Below are 23,394 nucleotides of genomic sequence, written 5' to 3' on the forward strand. Positions count from 1 at the left end.
GGCCGGCGTCAGTCCGAGACCCTGCGAAGTTCTGCGTCTTCGCTCGAACGCTTGGCGCTGCGCGCCCCAATCGCTTGACGCGATCGGTCACCGTTGCCGTTGAGGCTGCGGTAGTGCCGCGCGATCTCCAGAATCCATTCTCGGTCCGAATAGCCTTCGGGCTGGCGCAGCCAGGCTAGCCCCGGGAAGCTCGCCGATTTGGTTCCCTCGCCCCCGCTGTCGTCAATCCATCGCGCGATCGCCAGTGCCTGTTCGGTCGGGCTGACTTGTGGCTTGTCCCTGTCTGACGAGGACAGGCGGCCGGCGCGCGCCTGTGCATGGGCGGCCGTCGCCTCCAGGAACAGCCCATCGGAGATCAACGACATCTGTTCGGCGAGTTGAAAAGTCAACGGACCGTGCGGCCGGACCCCGACACCCGCGTCGGGCTGACGGGCATTAAGCTCCATCAACAGCGGCTCGATCGTTCGCATCTCTCGCCGGGCGCCGATCCAGTCCTCGACACTGGGCAGCAGAGAGCCAGTGGCGACAATCAGCATCGCGGTCGCCAACAATGTGATGGCCGAACCGACCCCGATGATCGGGGTCGAACCCACCGCCCGCAAGAAGAAGAAGCCGCTCGCCAACACCAAGAGGCCGATGCCGACGCTGAACACGAAGAGGGCTCGGCCGCGGCGGCTGATGTTGGAGTAGCGCATCCCGGCCCACACCACGATCGTCAGGGCCACCAGCATGTACAGCAGCGGGAGCAGCCACGGCAGCGACGTGTGCTCGTTGAGGTTGCGCCGCAGAAACTCCCGTGGCGCCATCTCCGGTTGAGGCCCGTCCACAAAGAACAGCACCACGCTGATCGTCGCGATCACCGCCGCGATCCCGTAGTTCAGCCAGGCCAGGCGCCGCATCACGACGGGTCGCTTGCCCGACCCCACGGTCGTGATCATCACGCAACTGGCAGCGGCGCACAGGGTCAGCGCGATCTGCGACAGCGCGATCGAGATGTTTGGCCAGCGCATCAGTGTGTCGACAAGCAGGGTGACCGGTTCCCAGTTCAGGGCCGCGACGAAGGCGAGGCTGCCGAGTGCGAGCATCATCGCCGCGCTCACCACCGATTGTTTGTTGACTACCGCCCAGCCCACCCGGAGTCCAGTGGCCACCCCGAGCAGTCCGGCGATGACCCAGATGATCACCCGAAGGCCTCCCCGAGGCGCACCTGGACAATCGACGACCGGTCAGAGCGAAGCCGTCCCAACCGATAGGCGAGCAACGCCGCGAAATCCTCAGCCTCTTGTTCGAGGTCCTCGCCGGAGGGGCCCATACACCCGGTGCGTTGGTGGAGCATGTAGCGGATAAGCTCGTCGCTCACAAACACAGTGCTGTCGCGGGCGGCCTCCTCCACCGAAATCCCCTCATGTCCGAGGACCAGATGGCCGAGTTCGTGGGCCAGAGTGCGATCCCAAGCAGGCAGCCCCTGCTGAATCATGAAGACATCGTGGTCGGAGTACTGCCGCCATTGGCCGCACACGCCCGGCGGGAGTTCTTCCATCTGAATCTCGATCGGCCGCTCGCGGTTCTCGGCGACAGCCTGCACGAGTCGCACGATCGACACCTCGCCACGACGGGGCGACAAATGCAGCACGGACGACACCGCGCCTGCAACCCGTCGGCTTGCAGGCATCGCGCCCCCTTTCAGATCGTCGGTGTCCTGCCGGGGCCGGCTAGCGCAGGAAGCGGGCTATTCCTTGCGCCCTGATGATGTGCCCGGCTCTGGCCTGCCGATACCCGATAAAGCCTCCGCCAATCGTGACGAGCAGAATTCCGATGACACCCGGCAGGGCGATCGACGTGATCTGAGCGATCCCGGCGTTGCGCAGGTACTCGCTGTAACCCGCCCGGAAGGCCACCGGTTCGCTGAGTTGGGCAACCTCACTCTTCGGTGCAGGGGCGGGCTGCGACGGCTCCCGTGGGGGATCGCCCCCCGGCGCAGACGGCACCGGTGCCGGAAAGCCCAGCGGCGCCTGAGGTAGATCCATGCCGGCCGGGGCGAGGTCTGCCGGAAGGTTGCCGGGCGTCAGTGACACCGCAACCTGATCGCTTAGTTTCGGCACGCCCGGCACAGGCGCGCCGGGGAAGAGACCGCCCAACGGGATCGTCGGCACCACCACATCGGAAAGCAACGCCGGGACGATGACGTCGGACAGCAAAGGGGGCAGCCTGACGTCGTCGAGTAGCGGTGTGATCACGAGTTGGGTGAGCGGAATTTGCTGCGTCACCGAATCGAGGATCGGCACGATCGCCGGCGGCAGTAGTTGGGGTACCAGCGGCTGATCAAGGTCGATGGGCAACGTATCGGGCAACGGGTTCTTGATGACGAGCGGTGGTCCCGTCTGCACGCCGGGTATCAGCGGCGGGAGCGTGATCGATCGCGGTGCAGGGGGAGCGACGATCTGTTGGGCCGATCCCACGTCCTGCAGCCCAGGCTGCTCGGAGGGGAGCGTCGGGGTGGGCAGCTGTGGCGCCGGGTTGACGCCCGGCAGGTTGATCGGCCGCCACTGAGGGAACTCCAGGTTCGGCGGCGTGATCGGGCGCCACTGAGACAGATTGTTGAGGTCGGGCAGGTTCAGCGGGCCCAGTCGCGACGGGAGGTTGATCTTCGGCACGGAGATCGGTCCCGCAATGTGGGTCGTGTACATCGGCGGGTGGTTTCCGCCGTGCCCTGGCGCAGGCGAGTCCGGCTCGGAAGGCGTCCCCGGCTCCGAAGGCTTCCCCGGCTCGGAAGGCTTCCCCGGCTTGGAAGGCGCCCCCGACCCGTCGTTGCTCGGGCGGTCGGGTTTGGCGAACGCAACGCCGCCGGTTCCGCCCATCGTGAGGCCGCCCGCGACGACACAGGCAACTGCTGCGTAGCGCATCGACGAACGATCCACCATGCCCCTCACTACACCCGTGTTTCCAGTGCTGCAGGATGCTCAGCGTGGTGCCATTGTTGCACATCCGGGCGATCAGATTTAATTCGCGAGCAATCTGGTTGTAGCTCTGACGTTGGCAAAGGCCCCGCTGGGCGCGGGCGATAGGGTGGGGCGCGACGAATCGCGATGTCTAGCCGAGAGACCGGGAGGCGACCGGGGATGGGCCTGTTCACCAAGCGCAAGAGCCGGGCGACCCGACGCGCCGAGGCCCGGGCGTTGAAGCGGCGAGCGAAGTGGGACGCAAAATACGCCGCCCGCAACGAAAGACGGCGCATTAAGTCGACCGAACGCTCGGCAGGCAAGGCGCTGCGAGCCCAGTTGAAGGCGCAGCGCGACAGTGACAAAGCCGCGGTGAAGGTCGCCGTTACGAATCTCAAGGCGGCGCAGGAGGGCAAGCTGCTGTCGCCGACGCGGATCCGGCGCACGCTCACAGTCACGCGGCTGTTGGCGCCGGTGTTGGTGCCCATCACGTACCGCGTTGCGATCGCCGCGCGGGGCTGGCTTGACGAGCGGCGGGCCGAGCGGCTCGGGGTGCCCGTGGGCGAGCTCGGCCAGTTCTCCGGTCACGGCGCGCGGTTCTCGGCCCGCATCTCCGGCGCTGAGCAGTCGATGCGCCTCGTCGCCGAGAAGAATCCCAAGGACGCGGAGACGAAGCAGTTCGTCGCCGCCATGAGGGAGCGCCTCGCTGACCTTGCCGCAGCCGTCGCCGCGGCCGAGAGTATGCCGCAGACGCGGCGCCGGGCCGCCCACGCGGCGATTTCGTCGGAGCTGGACGGCATCGACGCCGATTTGTTGGCCCGCCTGGGGCTGCATTGAATCAACCGCGTCGAGGGGGGCCCGCAGCGATTCTGCGCGGCTCGTCGATCGCACTTCTGACCGTGTCGCTCGCAGTGGCAGCGCACGCCTTCGCCGGCGGCGTGCCATCGGGGGGCGGCATCGCGCTGTTGATCCTGCTGGCGGGCACCATCGGTGCGATGGCTGCGATCAAGGACTCCGCAGGCGGGGCCACGGCGTTAGTCCTGATGCTCACCACCGGCCAGATCCTCGGCCATCTTGTGCTCGCCTGCGGCGCGCACGCGCACACCGACCACAGCACGCTGACGCCGGCAATGATTGTTGCCCACGGCGCTGCGGTCGTTCTCGGGGCCTTCCTGATCACCGCCGGGGGCCGGTTCTGCCAGCTGGTCTCGACGGCAGTGCGGGCGCTCGCGGCTCCGTCGTTGCGGCCGGTGCGATTGCTTCGCGGGCTCGTCACCACGTCCGACCAGCCGTTGTTGTCGCTCGTCTTGGTGGGCTCGTCGTTGTCGTATCGCGGGCCGCCGGTCAGCCTTGCCCGCTGACCAATCGCCACGACGATACGAAAGAGACAATCGAATGACACGCATTTCCAGGGCGCTTCCGCGCGCCCTCATTTCGGCCGTTGCCCTGCCTGCCGTCATCACGGTCGGCATGATCACGGGCACTGGCCTCGCGTCGGCGCATGTTGTGGTCGAGGCAGAACACCCCGCTCCGGGCAAATGGGCGGTGATCACCTTCGAGGTACCGAATGAGTCGGAAAACGGCTCGCTCACAACACAATTGAATGTGGCGCTGCCGCAGGGCACGCCAGCGTCGGTGGAAACCATGCCGGGCTGGACGGCAAAGCTCGACGGCGACGTCGCTGCCGGCACCGTCCGCTCCGTCACCTGGACGGCGGCTCCCGGGACGGGGATCCCAGTGGAGCAGTTCGCGCTGTTCCGGTTGTCGGTGAAATTGCCGAACACTGACAAGGCGACTTTTCCTGCAGCGCAGACGTATTCGGATGGCACTGTGGTCAAGTGGGATCAGCCCGACACACCGAACGGGGGCGAGCCGGAACACCCGGTGCCGACGTTGGAGCTCTCCGCGCAGACTCAGCAGCCAGAGCGTGACTCGACGGCGCTGTGGCTGGCGATCGCGGGTTTGGTCGTCGGTTCTGTAGGTGTCGTACTCGCAGTGCTCCGGTTCCGGCGGGGCACGTGAGGCTCGTCGCCCTGGTGGCGGGGCTGCTGTCGGTCGCGATTGCTCTCGCGCCGACAGCAGCCGCGCACGCCGCCCGCATTGCGTCTGATCCCGCCGAAGGATCCCGGCTGACCAGTGGCCCAGCGCAGGTCAGTGCGACCTTCAATGAGCCGATTCAGCCGGGGTTCGACACGATGACGCTCGTCGGCCCGGACAACAATCTGTGGTCCACCGGCGACGCGCGGGTTCAGGGTGCCGTGGTCAGTGTGGCCCTACGCCCTCTCGGCCCGGTGGGCCGCTACACAATCAACTACCGGGTGACCTCCGCCGACGGACACGTGGTGACCGGGTCGTGGTGGTTCGAACTGACCACCCCGGGCACCGGTACGCCGGGGCCGCCGGTTACGGCCGAGTCCACGAAAGCCGCGGGCATCCCCATCTGGCCGTTCCTGGTGGTCGGTGCCCTGAGCATCGTGATCGTCGCCGCCTGGGCGGCCCGCCGCGCAATGCGGCGCTGAGATGGGCGCCGTCGTGCGCATCGTGGCGGACACCGCGGCGGTCGCCACGATCGGCTTTGCGATCGTCCCTGCGCTTGACACCGGTCGCCGACGGGATGAGCTGGCCTTGGCTTCGGCGGGTCCGCTGATCGTGACCAGCGCGGTATGGCTGGTTGCGGAGGCTCTTCGCCTGGCGACGTCCGCCGCCGAAGCGGCCGCGGTGCCACTGCCGCGGCTGTCCGCGTGGACGGCCGCGGAGTTCGCGTTGCACACCGGCGCCGGACGCGCGGGGCTTCTCAGCGCGGCAGCCGCGGCGACAGTCTGCGGTCTCGCGGCGCTCGCGGTCGGTCGGTCGCCGTCGGCCCGGCTGGCGACGGCGGGGGCGGCAGGCGTTGGCTTCGCGGCCCGCGCGATGGCCGGCCACCTATCCGAAAACACGTGGGGCGCCTTGGCGATCGCGGTGCATGCGATCGCCGCAGCCATTTGGTGCGGAGGGTTGGTTGCGCTCGCGGTGACGATCCGTCATCGGGGCCAGTGGGCACGTGTGCTTCCGAGGTTCTCTGCGATATCGCTGGTATGTGTCGCGGTGGTGCTCGCCACCGGGATCGTCGGTGCGCTGCTGGCCGCCGGTCCGCCGACGGTGTGGTACGAAACCACCTACGGGCGCTTGTTGCTGGCCAAGGTTGTGACGCTGCTCGCCCTCGTCGTGCTCGGGTGGCGTAACCGCACCGTATGGGTTCCGGCCGCGCGGTCCCACAGAGTCAGCGCCGGGATGTCGCAGCGGAAATCGGTCGCAGAACTCACGCTGATGGCGCTGGCGCTGACTCTTGCGGCCGTGCTCGCGGTGACCGGATGAGGGAGCGCGATAGCCGCTGGCATGATGGGTACCCTGCGAGACACTGCGAAGGAGCCCCGTATGGCAGACGAGCAGGATCGACCAGACGAGCCGCGCGAGGACACTCCGCCGGGCGTCGACCCGCCACCCTCGGAACCGAAGCCTCCCGTCAAACGCAGTCCGGCTAAGGCCGCCAAGAAGGCCCACGCGAAGGCGGCGAAGAAGGCCTCGCCGCCGAAGAAGACACCTCCCAAGGCCAGCAAGGCTGCAAAGGCAACGCCGGAGAAGGCCACCGCGAAGAAATCGCCTCCGCCGGCACCGGCGAAGAAGGCGCCTCCGCCGCCACCCCCGAAAAAGGCGCCGCCGCCACCAACAGCGGTCAAGCCTTCTGTGCCAGCGCCGCCGCCACAGAAGATCGCCGAAACGTCACCGCCGCGGGCCGGCAACGACGGCCAGCAGCCGTCCGCTGCGGTCAACCAGATTGCCGCACAAGCCAAACAAGCAGTCGACACGGCCGGCGACACACTCGGCAGCGCGATCGCCGCCTATTCGCGAGTGCGGGCCACGGTCGTCTTGGCGGCGACCCTGTTGGCGATTCTGGTCATCCGCCGGTTGCGGCGACCGGAAGACTAATGTCACGCCAACCTGCTTGACGTCGGAATCTTGGGAATCATAGCTATTTTCGAGGAATACGCGGCCGAAGCCCGGGAGCGCTGGGGCGGCCCGCTAGATTCGACGCCGTGACCAACCCGGTAGAACCGAAAGCCACCGCGGACCTCGTCGACGAGATCGGCGTCGACGTTCGAAGTTGTGACACCCAATTTCGACAGTTCGGCGGCCAGGTGATGTTCGCGGGGCCGATTCACACCGTGCGGTGCTTCGAAGACAACGCGCTGCTCAAGTCGGTGCTGTCCGAACCCGGTCACGGCGGGGTGCTGGTCATCGATGGCGGGGCCTCCCTGCACAGTGCGCTCGTTGGCGACGTGATCGCGGGACTGGGCCAATCGAACGGGTGGGCCGGGATCATCGTCAACGGCGTGGTGCGTGATACGGCGGCCCTGCGCAACATCGACATCGGCATCAAGGCGCTCGGCACCAACCCGCGCAAGAGCGCCAAGACGGGCGCGGGGGAACGCGACGTCGAAGTCGATTTCGGCGGAATCGCGTTCGTGCCAGGCGAAGTCGTCTACAGCGATGACGACGGCATCGTCGTCGTCGGCGGGTAACCGACGACTTTCGTGAGTCAGGCCAAAACCGCCTCGACACGTGCGGTCTGCCGGGAGAAGTGCAATGCCTCGTCGTTGACCTTGCCGTGCCTGATCAGCCGCAGGTCGAGCAGGTAATTCTGTTTCAGCCGCCACGGAGCGCGCGATCCGGCCTTGGGCAGACTGTCCAGCGCCCTCAGCACATACCCCGGGGTGAAGTCCATCAGCGGGCGCTCGTCGACCGAATCACCCGGATGTTCCGGCACCACGGTGTCGTAATTCTCGGCGTCCATGTAATTCAGTACGCGGCAGACGAATTCGGATACCAGGTCGGCCTTGAGCGTCCATGACGCGTTGGTGTACCCGATCGTGAATGCCATGTTGGGCATGCCCGAGAGCATCATGCCCTTGTAGGTCATCAGCCCGGTGAGGTCCACCGGTACGCCGTTGCGCAGGATCGCCGCACCGCCGAACAGCCGGAGGTTCAAACCCGTTGCGGTAACGATGATGTCGGCTTCGATTTCGTCGCCCGAACCAAGCTTGATGCCCGTGGTCGTGAATCGATCGATGGTGTCGGTCACGACGTCGGCCTGGCCCTTGCGGATCGTCTTGAACAGATCGCCGTTGGGTGCAAGGCACAGGCGCTCGTCCCACGGGTTGTACTTGGGGCCGAAATGCTTTGCAACGTCATAATCTTCGGGGAGGCGACGCTTGGCCATGGTCATCAGCTGCTTGCGCATGAAGTTGGGAAAGCGGCGGCTGAGCCGGTAGGTGAAACTCTGGTACCCGATGCTCTTCCACCGATTCACCACATAGGCGAGCTTCGGCGGCAGGATCTTCATCGTCCGCACCGCGAAGGGATCGATGTCGGGGAGCGACCCGATGTAGGTCGGCGAGCGCTGCAGCATGGTCACGTGGCCCGCACCCGAATTCGCAAGGGCGGGAATCAATGTCACTGCGGTCGCGCCACTGCCGATAACGACGATGCGCTTGCCCTGGTAGTCAAGGTCTTCTGGCCAGTGCTGCGGATGGACGATCGTTCCGCCGAAGTCCGCTGCGCCGGGGAACTCGGGAGTGTAGCCCTCGTCGTAGTTGTAGTAGCCAGTTGTCGCGAACAGAAACGAGCAGGTGATCTCCACCTCGTCTGCGCCGCGCTGTACCCGCAATGTCCATCGATTCGCCGAGTCGGACCAGTCGGCACCGAGCACCTTGTGGCGAAAGCGGATGTGCTCGTCGATGCCGAACTCGGAGGTGGCCTCCTTCAGATACGACATGATCGACGGCCCGTCCGCGATCGCCTTCTCCGATGTCCACGGCTTGAACCGGAAGCCGAGAGTGAACATGTCGGAGTCCGATCGGATGCCGGGGTACTTGAAGAGGTCCCACGTGCCGCCGAGGTTGTCGCGCGCTTCGAGGATCGCGTAGCTCTTGTTCGGGCACCTGTCCTGCAGGTGCCAGGCCGCGCTGATGCCGGAGATTCCGGCGCCGACGATCACCACGTCGAGATGTTCGGTCATGGCGAAGACGCTATCAACGGTGTGTTGAGTTAGTCAACAGTGTGTTGATTATCTCGACATGGCGTAAAGTGCTCGCCATGATCCCGCCCGCGACGCCTCTACCCCGTGCTGTTTCCCGGGGCCGGCGCTCGTCGCGACCTTCGGGCGACGATCGTGAGGCCGCGATCCTGACGACCGCCGAGCGGCTGCTGGGAGAACGGCCGCTGACCGAGATATCGGTCGACGATCTGGCTAAGGGTGCCGGTATCTCGCGGCCCACGTTCTACTTCTACTTCCCGTCCAGGGATGCCGTGGTGCTGACGCTGCTGGATCGGGTGATCAAGCAGGCGAACGACACGCTGGACGGGCTGGCCGAGAAGCTGCCCGCTGATCCCGCGCGGGGATGGCGGATCGGCATCAGCGCCTTTTTCGACGCGTTCGGATCGCATCGCTGGGTCGCGCGTTCGGGATTCCTGCTGCTGGCGTCGCACGCGGACTTCCGCCAGGTATGGCTGACCCTGATGCAGAAGTGGATCAATCAGACCGCGGCACTGATCGAGGCCGAGCGTCAGCGCGGAGCCGCTCCTGACACGATCCTGGCCAGGGACCTCGCGACGTCGCTGAACCTGATGAACGAGCGCGCGATGTCGGCCACCTTCGCTAGCGAGCAGCCCTTTGTCGAATACGACCACGTCGTCGACACCCTGACGCACATCTGGCTCACCAGCATCTACGGCACCCCACCGCGGTAATTGTCGGTAGCCGATGCGAACATGTGTTCGTGTCCGGCCGTGATGCCACCGTCTTGCATGCGGACCTCGATTCGTTCTATGCGTCCGTCGAGCAACGTGACGATCCTGCGCTGCGCGGCCGCCCGGTCATCGTCGGTGGCGGTGTGGTGCTGGCGGCAAGCTATGAAGCCAAGGCCTACGGGGTGCGAACCGCGATGGGAGGCGGGCAAGCCCGTCGGTTGTGCCCGCACGCGCTGGTCGTGCCGCCCCGCATGTCGGCATACAGTGCGGCCAGCGACGCGGTGTTCGACGTGTTCCGCGACACCACGCCCGCCGTTGAGCCACTGTCGGTCGACGAAGCGTTCCTCGACGTCAGCGGCCTGCGCAGGATCGCGGGCACGCCGGTGAGCATCGCGGCGAAGCTGCGCGTCGAGGTGCGCGAGCGGGTCGGGCTGCCGATCACGGTCGGGATTGCCCGGACGAAGTTCCTCGCGAAGGTGGCCAGCCAGGTCGCCAAGCCGGACGGACTGCTGCTCGTCCCGCCCGATGCGGAGCTGGAGTTCCTGCAGCCGCTGCCGGTGCGTCGGCTATGGGGAGTCGGCGCGGTGACGGCCGACAAACTTCATTCGCATGGAATTGAGACAGTGGCCGACGTCGCCGAGCTCGGCGAAACGATGCTGGCGTCGTTGGTCGGCCAAGCAATGGGCCGTCAGCTCTACGCACTTTCCCGCAACGTTGATGCCCGGCGGGTGCAGACGGGCGTGCGGCGCCGGTCCATCGGTGCCCAACGGGCGCTCGGCCGCGGCCGGCACACTCCCGCCGAAGTCGACGCCACGGTCGTCACGCTCGTCGACCGCATTACGCGGCGGATGCGAGCAGCGGGGCGAACGGGACGCACCGTGATGATGAGGTTACGTTTCGACGACTTCGCACGGGCGACGCGCTCGCACACCCTGCCGGAGGCGACGTCGTCCACCGAGCCGCTGCTGGTGGCCGCCCGCAGGCTGGTCGACGCGGCCGACACGCTCATTTCCGAACGCGGCCTGACGCTGATCGGCTTCAGCGTCGCGAACATCGACCGGTCCGGCGCCCAACAACTTGAGCTGCCATTCGACGGGTCTGCCGCCGGTCATTCTCTGGCCCTCGATAGCGCTGTCGACGGCGTACGGAGTCGCTTTGGCAACTCGGCTCTCACTCGGGCGGTGCTGTTGCACCGCGATCGCGGGCTCGAAATGCCTCATTTACCCGATTGAATCAAATGTCGAGCATGACTCCGTCGGATGCTGGGTAACCGCATTACAGCAAACCGGGAGGACGGATAGATGCGGGTAACGCGCAAGCAGGCAGAGATCAACCGACAGCGGATCATCGACAGCGCGATCAGGCTGTTTGCCGAGCGCGGAGTGGACGGCGTTGGGGTTGCTGAGGTGATGGGGGACGCGGGCTTCACCCATGGCGGTTTCTACAACCATTTCACGTCAAAGGATGACCTAGTCGTGACCGCGTGCACCACCTCGTTCGCGCGCTCACTGGCTTTGCTGCGCGGCGGGGAGCGGCTCGAGCGCACGCACGACAGCGGCATTGGCGGGTGCTTGTCGGCGGCGATGCTGTGTGAGTCGTCGAAGGGCGACACGCACCTCACCTCGCTATACGCCAAAGGTGTCAGCGAACTTCTCGACGTGCTGAGCGAGCAGTACGGCGACCGCGACCGCGCGGTCGGGGTCCTCGCGTGCTTCGTCGGCGCCCGGGTGATCTCACGTGCGGTGGACCGCGCGGATCCCGAACTCAGCGAAGAATTCGTCGCCGCGGTCGGGGTGGACTCGGATCAACTGCGGGTCCATTGCACTAGCTGATCCACGGGCCAGGTATTGATGATCCGCTCGGTCGGCACGCCCGCATCCAGAGCGCGCTGGGCCCCGTAGGCCAGGAATTCGAGCTGGCCGGGCGCATGAGCGTCGGTGTCGATGGAGAACATGCACCCGATCTCCAGCGCCAGATCCAGCAACCGGCGCGGCGGATCGCGACGCTCGGGGCGCGAGTTGATCTCCACGGCGGTGCCGTTCTCGAGACAAGCTGTGAAGACCTGCTCGGCATCGAACTTCGACTCGGGACGCACGCCGCGGTTGCCCTCGACCAGGCGGCCGGTGCAGTGCCCGAGGACGTCGGTGTGCGGGTTGGTCACCGCGGCCACCATCCGCCGGGTCATGGACGCTGCCTCCATCGACAGCTTGGAATGCACGCTGGCCACAACGACGTCGAGCCGCTCGAGCAGCTCCGGCTCCTGGTCGAGCGCGCCGTCCTCGAGGATGTCAACCTCTATCCCGGTCAGTATCCGCATCGGGGCAACCGTCTCCCGTAGCTCGTCGATGACGTCAAGCTGCGCGCGCAGGCGTTCAGCGGACAGCCCGTTGGCGATCTTCAGTCGTGGCGAGTGGTCGGTCAGCGCACAGTAGTCGTGGCCCAGCGCGCGGGCGGTCTGCATCATCTCTTCGATGGGCGCGGAGCCGTCTGACCAATTGGAATGAAGGTGCAGATCGCCACGCAGCGCAGCCCGAATCTCACCGCCGCCCAAATCGCTTGCACTGGACCGCAACTCGACGAGAAGGTCTGGAACCTGTCCTGACCATGCTTGCGCGATCACCAGCGCGGTCTTCGGGCCGATACCAGACAGGCGTTGCCAGCCGTTGGTCTGACCGAGACGGTCGCGCTCTGCGTCGTCGAGTGCCTCGACTACGTCGGCGGCGCGGCGGTAGGCCATGACGCGGCGCGACTCCTCGCGGGCACGGTCCTTGTAGTACGCGATTTCCCGCAGTGCGGCGACGGGGTCCATGGCCTCCAGTGTGCTAGCCAGAGGTCGCCAGCGCGACGAGCCGCCGACGCGCGAACAGGACTAGGCTCGAACGAGTGCGATTTGCCTTCAAGACCTCCCCCCAAAACACCACCTGGTCCGACATGCTCGCCATCTGGCGGGAAGCCGACGACATCGATGTCTTCGAGTCCGGCTGGACGTTCGACCACTTCTACCCAATCTTTTCCGCCTCCGCGGGCCCGTGCCTGGAAGGCTGGATCACGCTGACCGCGCTGGCCCAGGCCACGCAGCGGTTGCGGGTCGGCGTCCTCGTCACGGGCATTCACTACCGGCATCCCGCGGTGCTGGCCAACATGGCCTCGGCGTTGGACATCGTCTCGGGCGGCCGCCTCGAACTCGGGATCGGCGCAGGCTGGAACGAAGAGGAATCCGGCGCCTACGGCATTGAGCTGGGCACCATCAAGGAGCGCTTCGACCGCTTCGAGGAGGCGTGCCAGGTGCTGGTCGGCCTCTTGTCGGAGGAGACGACGGACTTCGACGGCACGTATTACCAACTCAAGGCCGCACGCAACGAGCCCAAGGGCCCGCAGCGCCCGCATCCCCCGATCTGCATTGGCGGCAGCGGCGAGAAGCGCACGTTGCGGATCACCGCCCGGTATGCGCAGCATTGGAACTTCGTAGGCGGCACGCCGGCCGAATTCGCAAGGAAGCGTGACGTTCTGGCGTCTCACTGCGCCGAGATCGGCCGCGACCCGAAAGAGATCGCGCTGTCGGCGCACGTGCGGCTCGGCGACGACCGCGATTACGCGAAGGTAGTCGCCGAGGCGGGCGCGCTGGGCGAGGAGGGGCTCGACCTCGCCATCGTGTATCTGCCCCCGCCGTATGACCCCGCGGTGCTCCAACCTCTTGCCGACGCGATCAAAACATCCGATCTGTAGGTTTAGCGACCGCCTGGATTAACGGCGGTATCACTTGCACGTCACTGACCCGTCGGTAAATACTCAAAGCCGGCCGCAAACATGGTGCGGATCAGCTGATTGGCTTCATGGAAGGGTCAGCGTGACGACGGCGATCAACCTTCGGGAAGTCTCGGCCGACGATCTCGTGACGAAACTCGACATCGACGGCGTTGTCTGCCTCGAAACGTCGTGCCGCCCGAGTGGCTCGACGCGGCGCGTGCATCGGTGCCCGAGTACATCGCAGCCCACGGCGACCGTGACTTCCTGGTTCCTGACGCCGCCGACGAAACCAACACGCCGGCCCACGAGCTCGTCGCCACCCCTGAACTGCGAGCACTGTTCGCCAGTGCGGCTGAGGCCGGCTGGCCGCGCGTGTCGCAGTCCGGCAAGATCCGCAGCGGTCTGACGGTGCGCACCGGTCCGGCGGACACCCAGGGGCCGGCAATGCTCTTCCACTACGACGCGAGCGTGGTGACGATGGTGGTGCCGATCTACATCCCCGACGGGCAGGTCGGCGACTCGGCGGAACTTGTCACTCTTCCCAACAAGCGACCCTTCCGCCGTTTTCTGATCATGCACGTGATCGACAAGCTCGCCACCCATAACTCGTTCTACCGCAGGCGTTTTGCGAAGAGGATTTTCCGCGATCCCGAGCGGCACATCGTCAACATGAAGCCGGGCAACGCGTATGTGTTCTGGGGGTATAGAACCCTGCACGGGAATCTGCCGTGCGCGGCGAACATGCTGCGATCGACGCTGGTGCTGCAATATGGCGAGGTGCATCGCAAGAGCCCCGCGTTGTCGCTCGGCCGGGCTATCGGCAGACGTAAGGTCCGCCGGTTGCAGATCGCGGCAGTGCAGGCCGCCGATCCCTCGGCCGCCGGACTCGGGGCCGAGCTCCAGCATGGCTTCTTGATCACAGATTGGTAACGGTCAGCAAATATAGGCGTTCAGCGGGCAGGCTGCCGCAGTTGCGAGCGCAGACGTGTCAGACGCCGTAGCGCAACAGTTCGTCGGCGGTCACCAGACGTTCAAGTCTGGCCGGAAACTCGCGGCTCTTGACGGGATGCCGAAACCAGGACCAGGCAATTCGACCTACCCGGGTCCGCGGTACCGGATTACGGTGCACCATGACCACTCCTGTGGGGTGAAGCTCCGACCAATTGACGCAGATGACGACGATACACCGCCTACCGCTGAGTAGATATTGAACACCGCAACCACGGCAAACTTTGGGAGGCACGCCCAAAAAGTCTCAACTACATGTCGAGACTTGTGGTCGCCCGCGGGAGCCGGCTACCGCTGAGGGGCCGCTGTGGACTTGATCGGGGAGGGCAGCGCCGTCACACCCATCAGGTACTTGTCCACCGCCGCGGCTGCCGCGCGCCCCTCGGCGATCGCCCACACGATCAGTGATTGGCCGCGGCCCATGTCGCCGGCGACGTACACGCCCGGCACCGTCGTCGCATAGGCGTCGTCGCGTGCCACGTTCCCCCGGTCGGTGAACTCGACGCCAAGCCCGGCCAGCAGACCCTCACGCTCGGGTCCGACGAAACCCATCGCGAGCAGGACGAGATCGGCGGCCAGCTCGAAGTCGGTGCCGTCGACCTTGACGAACTTGCCGTTCTCCATGCGAACCTCGTGCGCGCGTAGGCCCGTCACCTGGCCGTCGGATCCGACGAACTGTTCGGTGTTGACGGAGAAGACGCGCTCGCCGCCCTCCTCGTGCGCCGACGAGACGCGGAACATCAGCGGATAGGTGGGCCACGGCGTCGACTCGGCGCGCGCCTCAGGTGGCCGCGGCATGATCTCGAACTGGTGCACCTCGGAGGCACCCTGTCTGTGCACGGTGCCCAGGCAGTCGGCGCCGGTGTCGCCGCCGCCGATGATGATCACCTTCTTGCCCTTGGCGGTGATCGGCGGCTGTCCGTCCGCGTCCAGGACGTCATCGCCCTGCTGCACGCGGTTGGCCCACGGCAAGAACTCCATCGCCTGGTGGATGCCGTCGAGCTCGCGGCCCGGGATCGGCAGGTCACGCCACGCGGTGGCACCGCCGGCGAGCACCACGGCGTCGAAGTCGGCGATCAGCTGTTCTGGGGTGATGTCGACGCCCACATTGACGCCGCCCTTGAACACCGTGCCTTCGGCCTCCATCTGTGCCAGCCGCCGGTCAATGTGGCGTTTCTCCATCTTGAATTCCGGAATGCCGTACCGCAGCAGACCGCCGATGCGGTCGTCGCGCTCGAACACCGTCACGGAATGTCCTGCCCGGGTGAGCTGTTGGGCCGCCGCGAGGCCGGCAGGGCCCGACCCGACTACGGCGACGGTCTGGCCGGTCAGCACCTGTGGGGGCACCGGGACGACCCAGCCCTCGTCGAACGCGTTGTCGATGATCTCGACCTCGACCTGCTTGATCGTCACCGGGTCCTGATTGATGCCCAGCACGCACGACGCCTCGCACGGTGCCGGGCAGAGCCGTCCGGTGAACTCCGGGAAGTTGTTGGTCGCATGCAACCGGTCGATCGCGTCGCGCCACCGGTCGGTGCGCACCAGGTCGTTCCATTCGGGAATCAGATTCCCCAGCGGACAGCCGTTGTGGCAGAACGGAATTCCGCAGTCCATACATCGGGATGCCTGGACCCGAAGCGCGGAGTGGTCGAAGTCCTCGTAGACCTCCTGCCAGTCGAGAAGGCGCAGCGGAACCGGCCGACGGGTGGGCAGTTCTCGCTTTCGATGCTTGAGAAAGCCGGCGGGATCAGCCACGCGCCGCCGCCATGATCGCCTCGTCGACGTCGGTGCCCTTCTGCTCGGCCTCCGCGATCGCTTCGAGTACCCGCTTGTAATCCCGCGGCATCACCTTCACGAATCGCTGACGCTCGCTTCCCCAATGCGACAGAATGCGCCTGCCGACGGTGGACTCGGTGGCATCGACGTGCTTGGTCAGCATGTGATACAGCCAGTCGAAATCGTCGTCGTCGCACTCCTCGAGTTCGACCATCTCCGGGTTGAGGTGGTCGGGCAGCACGTATCTGGGGTCGTACACATAGGAGACCCCGCCGGACATGCCCGCCGCGAAGTTGCGGCCTGTGGGCCCGAGGATGACGACCTTGCCACCCGTCATGTACTCGCAGCCGTGGTCGCCAACGCCCTCGACCACCGCAAGTGCACCGGAGTTGCGGACCGCGAAGCGCTCGCCGACCTGGCCGCGGATGAACGCCTCACCGCTGGTGGCGCCGAACAGAATCACGTTGCCGCCGATGATGTTGTCCTCCGCGACGTACTCCGCCGGTGCCTCGCGCGACGGGCGCACCACGACTCGACCACCCGACAGCCCCTTTCCGACGTAGTCGTTCGCGTCGCCGTACACCCGCAGCGTGATCCCCCTCGGCAGGAAGGCGCCGAAGCTGTTGCCGGCCGAACCGTCGAACGTGATATCGATGGTGTCGTCCGGAAGTCCTTCGCCACCATAGGCTTTCGTGAGCTCATGACCCAGCATCGTGCCCACGGTGCGGTTGACGTTGGAGATCGTCGTCGAGAACTTGACCGGCTTCTGCTGGTCGAGTGCTTCGCGGCTCATCACGATCAGCTGCTGGTCCAGCGCCTTATCGAGCCCGTGATCTTGCCGCGAGCTGCAGTACAGGTCCTGGCTCATGAACGGCGAGTCCGGCTCGTACAGAACCGGCGCGAGATCGAGCTTGCGCGCCTTCCAGTGCTCGGAAGCCGCCGTCGTGTCCAGTGCGCCGACTTGGCCGACGGCCTCGTTGATGGTGCGGAACCCCAACTGCGCCATGTATTCGCGTACTTCTTCGGCGATGAACAACATGAAGTTCTCGACGAACTCCGGCTTGCCGTTGTAGCGCTTGCGCAACTCGGGGTTCTGCGTCGCGACACCGACCGGGCAGGTGTCGAGGTGGCAGACCCGCATCATGATGCAGCCCGATACCACCAGCGGCGCGGTGGCGAAGCCGTATTCCTCGGCACCGAGCAGGGTAGCGATCATCACGTCGCGACCCGACTTCATCTGGCCGTCGACCTGCACCACGATCCGATCCCGCAACCCGTTGAGCAGCAACGTCTGTTGCGTCTCGGCCAGCCCGAGCTCCCACGGCGCGCCGGCATGCTTCATCGACGTGAGCGGCGTCGCACCGGTGCCCCCGTCGTGGCCGGAGATCAGCACCACGTCGGCATGCGCTTTCGACACGCCTGCCGCAACCGTGCCGACCCCGTTCTCGGAAACTAGCTTCACATGCACGCGGGCTTGCGGGTTGGAGTTCTTCAAGTCGTGGATAAGCTGTTTGAGGTCTTCGATCGAGTAGATGTCGTGGTGCGGAGGCGGCGAGATCAATCCCACGCCCGGCGTCGAATGCCGCACGTCCGCGATCCACGGGTACACCTTTCCGCCCGGGAGTTGGCCGCCCTCACCGGGTTTGGCGCCCTGCGCCATCTTGATCTGTAGATCGGTGCAGTTGGTCAGGTAGTGCGACGTGACGCCGAACCGGCCAGAGGCGACCTGCTTGATCGCGCTGCGCCGCCAGTCGCCGTTCTCGTCGCGTTCGAACCGGCTGACGTCTTCGCCGCCCTCCCCGCAGTTCGACCGTCCGCCAAGGCGATTCATCGCGATGGCCAGCGTCTCATGCGCCTCGGCCGAGATCGAACCGTAGCTCATCGCGCCCGTCGAGAAGCGCTTGACGATCTCGGTGGCGGGCTCAACCTCTTCGATCGGCACCGGCGGGCGAACGTCGTCCTTGAACTTCAGCAGGCCGCGCAGCGAGGCCATCCGCGTGCTCTGGTCGTCGACGAGCTTCGTGTACTCCTTGAAGATCTCGTACTGCCCGGTGCGCGTGGCGTGCTGCAGCTTGAACACGGTGTCGGGGTTGAACAGGTGGTACTCGCCCTCGCGCCGCCACTGGTATTCGCCGCCGACCTCGAGCTCGCGGTGCGCGCGCTCCTCGGGGCGCGCCAGAAACGCCAACGAGTGCCTGGACGCGACGTCGTCGGCGATGTCGTCGAGGTCGATGCCGCCGGTAGCGCAGTTCAAGCCGGTGAAGTACTCGTCGAGCACCGCCTGCGAGATCCCGACCGCCTGGAACAGCTGAGCTCCGGTGTAGGACGCGATCGTCGAGATGCCCATCTTGGACATCACTTTCAGCACACCCTTGCCCGCGGCCTTGACGTAATTACCGAGGGCCTTTTCGCGGTCGAGGCCGACGATCACCTTGCGGTCGAGCATGTCCTCGACCGACTCGAAGGCCATATACGGGTTGATTGCCCCGGCGCCGAACCCGATCAGCGCAGCCATGTGATGCACCTCGCGCGCATCACCCGACTCGACCACGAGTCCGACCAGCGTCCGTGACCGCTCGCGGACCAGGTGGTGATGCACGGCGGACACGGAAAGCAGCGACGGGATCGGCGCAAGCTTCTCGTCGGACTCGCGGTCGGACAGCACGATGATCCGCGCCCCGTCGGCAATCGCGGCCGATGCCTGGGCGCGGACGTCGTCGAGTGCGTCCCTGAGCCCGTCGCCACCCTTGGCCACCGGGTAAAGGCAGCGAATCACCTTGGTGCTCATGCCGTGTCGGCGGCCGTTGATCTCGGCCTCGGGGTCCATGTTGACCAGCTTGGCCAGCTCGTGATTACGCAATATCGGCTGTTGCAAGACGATCTGACGACACGAGTTCTCGTCGGGCGACAACAGATCACCCTCCGGGCCGATGACACCCTCCAGGCTGGTGACCACCTCCTCGCGGATCGCGTCGAGCGGCGGATTGGTCACCTGTGCGAACAACTGCTGGAAGTAGTCGTAGAGCATTCTTGCGCGCTGGGAGAGCACGGCGACCGGGGTGTCGGTGCCCATCGACCCGAGCGGCTCGGCTCCCGTGCGCGCCATCGGCGCGACCAGCAGGCTGAGTTCCTCGTATGTGTAGCCGAAAACCAACTGGCGCAGCACAATCCGGTGGTGTGGCATGCGCACGTAGGGACCTTGCGGCAACTCCTCGAGCGCCACGAGTCCGTTGTCCAGCCACTCCTGGTACGGGTGTTCGGCGGCGAATTCGGCTTTGATCTCCTCGTCGGCGACGATGCGCCCCTGGGTGGTGTCGACCAGGAACATGCGGCCGGGCTGCAGACGCATCCGGCGCACCACCGTCGACGGATCCAGATCGAGCACACCGGCCTCGGAAGCCATCACCACGAGTCCGTCGCTGGTCACCCAGATCCTCGACGGCCGAAGACCGTTGCGGTCCAGCACGGCGCCCACGATCGTTCCGTCGGTGAACGTCATCGATGCCGGGCCGTCCCAGGGCTCCATCAGTGAGGCGTGGTACTCGTAGAAGGCCCGCCGCGCCGGGTCCATCGACTCGTGCCGCTCCCACGCTTCGGGGATCATCATCAACACGGCGTGAGCAAGATTGCGCCCGCCGAGGTGCAGCAGTTCGAGAACTTCGTCGAACCGTGCGGTGTCCGACGCGCCGGGGGTGCAGATCGGGAACAGCTTCTCGACCTCGTTCGGACCGCCGAAGATGTCACCGCGGATCAACGCCTCGCGGGCGCGCATCCAGTTCTCGTTGCCGGTGACGGTGTTGATCTCGCCGTTGTGCGCGATCCTGCGGAATGGGTGGGCCAGCGGCCACGACGGGAACGTGTTCGTCGAGAACCGGGAATGTACGATTCCCAGCGCGCTCACCAGTCGCTCGTCTTGCAGATCGAGATAGAACTCTCTGAGCTGCGGTGTGGTCAGCATGCCCTTGTAGACGAATGTCTGCCCGGAAAGGCTTGGGAAATACACGGTTTCACGGCCGGGCCCGTCCTGCCCGGGTCCTTTTGTGCCCAGCTCGTGCTCGGCGCGCTTGCGGACCACATAGACCCGGCGCTCCAAGTCCATTCCGGATGCGCCGGCTAGGAACACCTGCCGAAACGTCGGCATCGCGTCTCGCGCCAACGCACCGAGCGAGGAATCATCGGTGGGTACGTCACGCCAGCCCAGAACCGTCAGGCCCTCCGATTCGGCGATTTTCTCCACCGCCGCGCACGCATCGGCGGCTTCCTTCGACGATTGCGGCAGAAACGCGATCCCCGTCGCGTAGCTACCCTGCTCGGGGAGCTCAAAGTCGACAACCGCCCGCAAGTACTCGTCGGGTGTCTGAATCAAGATCCCGGCGCCGTCACCGGTATTCGGCTCGGCACCTTGGGCGCCGCGGTGTTCCAGGTTCAGCAGCGCAGTGATCGCCTTGTCGACGATGTCGCGGCTGCGCCGACCGTGCATGTCGACGACCATCGCGACGCCGCAGGCGTCGTGTTCGTATACGGGGTTGTAGAGCCCGACACTGGAAGGCGCCATTCCCATCAAACCCTTCGCGAAGTCCTGGTCCGGTACCACGGTGTGCTCCCGACACGACGGGTCGCACCCCTGGCCTCATCAATTTTGCGCCGGTTTATCCCGGCCGCAAACTCCAACCGAACCCCGACGCTGGGGCTGCAGCCGTGCCACGCTGAACGCTGCACTTGTCCCGGTTATCGACAAGTCCACAAACGATATGACAAACCCCGCCTGACATGCCAACTTAGTCCGGCCTAACGAGCTCCCGGAGAACCCGCCTTCGAGGTCGCCGGCGTCCCGGGGTGTGGCACTCAGGCTCGATGACCGAACGTTGGATCAGCGCCGGACACGATCTCCCAACTTAGCAGCGGCTGGCCGCCGAGGGGGAGGTCAAACCCGCGCTTGGCGCAGTGCAGGAGGCGATGACGCAGCACAACCGACTGCCAATGCCGTTCGAGCGGGCCAGAACTCAGCTTCTCCTGGGCCAGTGCGGCATGGCGCGGGCTCCCCTCGTGCCCGCGCGCTAGCCGCGTATTGCATATCCGCCGTGCTCGGCCAACGACCGGAGCTGCTTGAGGGCGAAGGCGCGACCCCGGCCGGCTTCGGGAATGTGAACGCCCGCCCACATGCCTTGCGCCGCAGGAATTTCGCACGCCTCCTTCGCGCACAACCACCGCCGGGGACAGGCCCGGCATACCGCCTTGGTGGCGGCGTCGGTTGCGGTCATCCACCGGTCGGGGTCATGGGTGCAGGCGCCGGCTTGGAGGTCGGTGGCGAGTGGTTCTTCGATCAGCACGGTCATCGCGACTCCTCGAATTGAGATGGCAAAACCGTAGCAGCCAATCCGTAGCAACGCAACGATTAGCCCGTTGGATGTGGACGCATTGTGGGATTCCGAGGCCAATCGGGCCGAACAACCATAGCGACGATACGGTCTGTCCGCTCCGAAACGTCCGTGTTGACGGATACAGTGATCGGCGATGGATGCCGCCGCGACGCTGATCGTCCACTGCGCGGGTGCGGTGTACACGTTCGCGCCCGAGCGTGCTCCCGCGGTGATCGGGCGAGGGCTCGATGCCGACGTTGCGGTGACGGACCCCCGAGTGTCGCCCGCCCATGTCCGCCTCGAACTCGAGCAGGGTCGCTGGCGTGCTGTCGACAACGGAAGCCGTACCGGTATGTACGTCGGCGACGTGCGCCACGACGTCGTCGGGATCGAAGACGGGCTGACGATCCACGTCGGCAGCCCAGAAGGCGCAGCCGTCACCTTCACCTTCTCGGACGGCGATGCCTCCGACGATACGAGCGACGAAGCGCCTGTCGACAGCGGCATCGCCAGGGCGGGCGCGGCCGTAGCTGCGAGACGCCGCGAGCTCGACATCACCCAGCGGACCCTCGCGAAATACCGAATCATGAACGCCGGAGCCTTGATTGCGTTCGAGAAGGGCCGCAGCTGGCCGAGGGAACGCACACGGGCCAAGCTCGAAGAAGTGCTTCAGTGGCCGCCGGGAGCGATCGCGAACATCCGCAATGGCGGCGCTGCGCCGGGCGAGCGGCAGGAGCCGGATCCGGGCTCCGATCAGGCGCCTTTGATCGTCGGGGCCGTCGACGTTGCAATGAAGACGTTCGAATCGGCGATAGCCGCGCTGCCCGACACGTCGACCCCAGGGTTCGCCCAGCAGGCGGAGGTGATTCTGGCGGACCTGCGTCAGCTGGAGGCCGTCGTCGCGCGTGCCGCCCGGCAGAGCCGTGGCATGGCCGCCGTCGTCATGGCTCTGAGCGCAGTGCGCACCAGACGCGAAGAACTGATGCTCGCCGCCGCGACGGCGCCCAACGCGACGCTGGGCCAGCGTCTCTACGCGGCGCGCCGACGGGCCCAGCTGTCGGCCGCCGAGACCGCCAACGCAGTCGGGGTATCGAGCGATCTGATCGAGTCCGTCGAAGCCGGTCAGCCGGCGACCGACGATGACGCGGCCGCGATCGAGGCGTTCGTCGCACAGCTGGAGGCCCTCGGCGGATGACTCAGGTTTGCCGCGGACGCCGGTCCAGCTCGTCGAGCAGCCAGTTCGCCCATTCGGACTGCATACGCGTAAACCGCAGGCCGTTCTCCAGAGCGGCTCGCTGGAAGAACGCGTGATCGCTTTCTGACCAGTCGTAGGAGTCGCGGATCTCCTCGTAGCGTTTGTGTTCCTCGTCGGCCTCGGTTCGGAACAACTGGACGAAATCGCGTGCCTGGTCGTGGGGGAGTTCATCGAGAAGGAAAACCCTCAACAGCTGCGCGCTGCGGAAATTGGGATCGTCCTGCGGAGATGTCAGCCAGCGATGCAGCTCGGCCCGTCCCGTGTCGGTGATCGCGTACTCCTTGCGTCCGCGCGGACCGACATCCGCCACCTGGATCAGCCCGGTGTCGGCGAGCTTGTTCAACTCGCCGTAGAGCTGGCTCTGGGTCGCCGGCCAGACGTTAGCCATGGAGACCTCGAACTCCTTGAGCAAGTCGTAACCGCTGGCAGGAGCCCGTGCGAGCAGGCCAAGCGCCGCGTGTCGCAAACTCATGACGAGATCCTAGCCTCCGCTGTTGACATGTCAATATAGGAATGTCATAGT

Annotated in this window: 22 protein-coding genes; 13 read left to right on the forward strand and 9 right to left on the reverse strand. The window is 65.9% G+C overall.

Annotated elements, in window-relative coordinates; genetic code table 11:
- Nucleotides 1-8 precede the first annotated feature (8 nt).
- The 3 genes from QOH60_RS23810 to QOH60_RS23820 are packed head-to-tail and all read right to left on the reverse strand — an operon-like array spanning nt 9 to nt 2,903.
- Nucleotides 9-1,184, reverse strand: coding sequence for a hypothetical protein (locus QOH60_RS23810; protein WP_526424346.1), 1,176 nt, complete (start codon nt 1,182-1,184; stop codon nt 9-11).
- A complete protein-coding gene (locus tag QOH60_RS23815; RefSeq protein WP_526424347.1) occupies nt 1,181-1,672 on the reverse strand; it encodes an ImmA/IrrE family metallo-endopeptidase in 492 nt (163 codons plus the stop codon). The genes QOH60_RS23810 and QOH60_RS23815 overlap by 4 nt, the downstream gene beginning before the upstream one ends.
- Nucleotides 1,673-1,712: 40 nt before the next feature.
- A complete protein-coding gene (locus QOH60_RS23820) occupies nt 1,713-2,903 on the reverse strand; it encodes a hypothetical protein (protein ID WP_526424348.1) in 1,191 nt (396 codons plus the stop codon).
- Nucleotides 2,904-3,119: 216 nt separating this feature from the next.
- Between QOH60_RS23820 and QOH60_RS23825 the strand changes: the two genes are divergently transcribed.
- From QOH60_RS23825 to rraA, 7 genes are all read left to right on the forward strand, one after another.
- The gene (locus tag QOH60_RS23825; protein ID WP_526424380.1) at nt 3,120-3,776 is read left to right on the forward strand and encodes a DUF6474 family protein; all 657 of its coding nucleotides are present in this window, start codon (nt 3,120-3,122) and stop codon (nt 3,774-3,776) included.
- A 74-nt stretch (nt 3,777-3,850) separates the two neighbouring features.
- Nucleotides 3,851-4,300 (forward strand): hypothetical protein, encoded by a 450-nt coding sequence (locus QOH60_RS23830; RefSeq protein ID WP_526424349.1) that lies wholly within the window; start codon nt 3,851-3,853, stop codon nt 4,298-4,300.
- 34 nt (nt 4,301-4,334) lie between these two features.
- Nucleotides 4,335-4,961 (forward strand): YcnI family protein, encoded by a 627-nt coding sequence (locus tag QOH60_RS23835; RefSeq protein WP_526424350.1) that lies wholly within the window; start codon nt 4,335-4,337, stop codon nt 4,959-4,961.
- Entirely contained in the window at nt 4,958-5,458 is a 501-nt protein-coding gene (locus QOH60_RS23840; RefSeq protein WP_526424351.1) for a copper resistance CopC family protein, read from the forward strand. The genes QOH60_RS23835 and QOH60_RS23840 overlap by 4 nt, the downstream gene beginning before the upstream one ends.
- Nucleotide 5,459: 1 nt before the next feature.
- Nucleotides 5,460-6,293, forward strand: a complete 834-nt coding sequence (locus tag QOH60_RS23845; RefSeq protein WP_526424352.1) for a CopD family protein — start codon at nt 5,460-5,462, stop codon at nt 6,291-6,293.
- A gap of 60 nt (nt 6,294-6,353) precedes the next feature.
- A complete protein-coding gene (locus QOH60_RS23850) occupies nt 6,354-6,905 on the forward strand; it encodes a hypothetical protein (RefSeq protein WP_526424353.1) in 552 nt (183 codons plus the stop codon).
- 107 nt (nt 6,906-7,012) lie between these two features.
- Nucleotides 7,013-7,498, forward strand: coding sequence for a ribonuclease E activity regulator RraA (gene rraA, locus QOH60_RS23855; RefSeq protein WP_526424354.1), 486 nt, complete (start codon nt 7,013-7,015; stop codon nt 7,496-7,498).
- Nucleotides 7,499-7,515: 17 nt separating this feature from the next.
- On the opposite strand, the gene QOH60_RS23860 is transcribed toward rraA, so the two are convergent.
- Nucleotides 7,516-8,994, reverse strand: coding sequence for a flavin-containing monooxygenase (locus QOH60_RS23860; protein WP_526424355.1), 1,479 nt, complete (start codon nt 8,992-8,994; stop codon nt 7,516-7,518).
- Nucleotides 8,995-9,071: 77 nt separating this feature from the next.
- On the opposite strand from QOH60_RS23860, the gene QOH60_RS23865 reads away from it, so the two are divergent.
- From QOH60_RS23865 to QOH60_RS23875, 3 genes are all read left to right on the forward strand, one after another.
- The gene (locus tag QOH60_RS23865) at nt 9,072-9,725 is read left to right on the forward strand and encodes a TetR/AcrR family transcriptional regulator (RefSeq protein WP_526424356.1); all 654 of its coding nucleotides are present in this window, start codon (nt 9,072-9,074) and stop codon (nt 9,723-9,725) included.
- Nucleotides 9,726-9,748: 23 nt separating this feature from the next.
- Nucleotides 9,749-10,957: a DNA polymerase IV gene (gene dinB / locus QOH60_RS23870; protein ID WP_526424357.1), complete on the forward strand. Its 1,209-nt coding sequence runs from the start codon at nt 9,749-9,751 to the stop codon at nt 10,955-10,957.
- 69 nt (nt 10,958-11,026) lie between these two features.
- On the forward strand, nt 11,027-11,557 hold the full coding sequence (locus QOH60_RS23875) for a TetR/AcrR family transcriptional regulator (protein WP_526424358.1): 531 nt from the start codon (nt 11,027-11,029) through the stop codon (nt 11,555-11,557).
- Here the strand turns inward: QOH60_RS23875 and QOH60_RS23880 are convergent.
- The gene (locus tag QOH60_RS23880) at nt 11,530-12,534 is read right to left on the reverse strand and encodes a PHP domain-containing protein (RefSeq protein ID WP_526424359.1); all 1,005 of its coding nucleotides are present in this window, start codon (nt 12,532-12,534) and stop codon (nt 11,530-11,532) included. The two genes, QOH60_RS23875 and QOH60_RS23880, sit on opposite strands and share 28 nt — an antisense overlap.
- 74 nt (nt 12,535-12,608) lie before the next feature.
- Here QOH60_RS23880 and QOH60_RS23885 point away from each other — a divergent pair, with 74 nt between their 5' ends.
- Both QOH60_RS23885 and QOH60_RS23890 read left to right on the forward strand, forming a co-directional pair.
- A complete protein-coding gene (locus QOH60_RS23885) occupies nt 12,609-13,451 on the forward strand; it encodes an LLM class F420-dependent oxidoreductase (RefSeq protein ID WP_526424360.1) in 843 nt (280 codons plus the stop codon).
- Between the two features lie 210 nt (nt 13,452-13,661).
- Nucleotides 13,662-14,402, forward strand: coding sequence for a hypothetical protein (locus QOH60_RS23890; protein ID WP_526424361.1), 741 nt, complete (start codon nt 13,662-13,664; stop codon nt 14,400-14,402).
- A 366-nt stretch (nt 14,403-14,768) separates the two neighbouring features.
- Here QOH60_RS23890 and gltD read toward each other — a convergent pair whose 3' ends face one another.
- From gltD to QOH60_RS23905, 3 genes are all read right to left on the reverse strand, one after another.
- A complete protein-coding gene (gene gltD / locus QOH60_RS23895) occupies nt 14,769-16,235 on the reverse strand; it encodes a glutamate synthase small subunit (protein WP_526424362.1) in 1,467 nt (488 codons plus the stop codon).
- Nucleotides 16,228-20,811: a glutamate synthase large subunit gene (gene gltB / locus QOH60_RS23900; protein WP_526424381.1), complete on the reverse strand. Its 4,584-nt coding sequence runs from the start codon at nt 20,809-20,811 to the stop codon at nt 16,228-16,230. Before gltB ends, gltD begins: the two co-directional genes overlap by 8 nt.
- A gap of 502 nt (nt 20,812-21,313) precedes the next feature.
- Nucleotides 21,314-21,592, reverse strand: coding sequence for a WhiB family transcriptional regulator (locus QOH60_RS23905; protein ID WP_526424363.1), 279 nt, complete (start codon nt 21,590-21,592; stop codon nt 21,314-21,316).
- Between the two features lie 178 nt (nt 21,593-21,770).
- On the opposite strand from QOH60_RS23905, the gene QOH60_RS23910 reads away from it, so the two are divergent.
- Nucleotides 21,771-22,811 (forward strand): FHA domain-containing protein, encoded by a 1,041-nt coding sequence (locus tag QOH60_RS23910; protein ID WP_526424364.1) that lies wholly within the window; start codon nt 21,771-21,773, stop codon nt 22,809-22,811.
- Between the two features lies 1 nt (nt 22,812).
- Here QOH60_RS23910 and QOH60_RS23915 read toward each other — a convergent pair whose 3' ends face one another.
- Nucleotides 22,813-23,343: a PadR family transcriptional regulator gene (locus QOH60_RS23915; RefSeq protein WP_526424365.1), complete on the reverse strand. Its 531-nt coding sequence runs from the start codon at nt 23,341-23,343 to the stop codon at nt 22,813-22,815.
- Between the last annotated feature and the right edge of the window lie 51 nt (nt 23,344-23,394).

Origin of the sequence: Mycobacterium sp. (assembly GCF_032159765.1) — a bacterium.
Taxonomy (GTDB): Bacteria; Actinomycetota; Actinomycetes; order Mycobacteriales; family Mycobacteriaceae; genus Mycobacterium.